This window comes from Candidatus Symbiothrix dinenymphae (assembly GCF_001431085.1).
Window position 1 is genome coordinate 1 of the sequence record NZ_BBRU01000086.1, and the last position, 952, is coordinate 952.

At 47.2% G+C, this 952-nt stretch carries 1 protein-coding gene; it reads right to left on the reverse strand.

Features of this window, described 5'->3' with window-relative positions; all coding sequences use genetic code 11:
• Positions 1 to 945, reverse strand: a 945-nt coding sequence (locus ASC50_RS01375) for a carboxypeptidase-like regulatory domain-containing protein (RefSeq protein ID WP_226995318.1), incomplete at its 3' end; no start/stop codon positions are given.
• Positions 946 to 952: the final 7 nt, after the last annotated feature.

Below are 952 nucleotides of genomic sequence, written 5' to 3' on the forward strand. Positions count from 1 at the left end.
GAATTCGGCGGCATTGTAACCAACAAGGTCGTTACCGCCGGTTTCAATGATATTTTTGAAGCCATAATCCATATAAATACCGGTATAGAGCGACCATTCGTTTGTCAACGCCCATTTCATACCCGTTTCGACGGAAACAAAATAGGCTGTTTGGAGATTATCTATGCTCCCCCCACTAAGGTCTATTCTGTTACGGTTAACGTTGCCAAGTCCCATAGATTCAGGATCGATAATTTCCCTGCCTCGAATAGTGCCTGATGCGTGTAGCTCTTGCACATTATTTGTATAGTTGATGGTGCCGCGCGGAAGCCCGAATTTAACGCCAAGTGCGGCGTAAAACTTGCCTGTTTCTGTCATTTCTTTTTCAAAATGCAGCATGAGTGGGATGGTGAGCATGCTGAGGTGCTGCGATTCAGTGTAACCGCTGATGGTGGCGTCGAAATAGTCAAAATCGCCTCCCTCGCCATCAGAAATTTTACCTTTAGCATCTGTGAACGTTGGCAATTCGTAGTTGCTATTGAAGGATGCGATGCTTATGCCGGTTGAAACTGCCCATGTCTTGTTTTTTGAAAAGAAGAGAGTGTAGCCTATACCAAAATCGTAGCCGACAGAGAACTTATAATTCCCCACATTGGGCGAATAATTCCACAGCGAAGATGCTCCGACTCCGGCGTGAACGGAAAATTCATTTCGGCTAAATGCCTTGCGCAGGATGAGCCGCATTTGAGGTGCAATATTAACTGTTTCGTTTCGCATGCCGACGCATGTTGCCACCAATTGTTTTGCCGAACGGGGTACATACAACGTAAATGTGCCTTTTGCATCGGTTGTGTCGGTTATGGAAGGCTCCCCGTCCACTGATACAGCAACTCCGGGCAGTGGTCTCTGTTTTTCATTCACGACTACCCCCCGTACCAATATATCTTGTGCGACCGCCTCGACCACCTCGTCC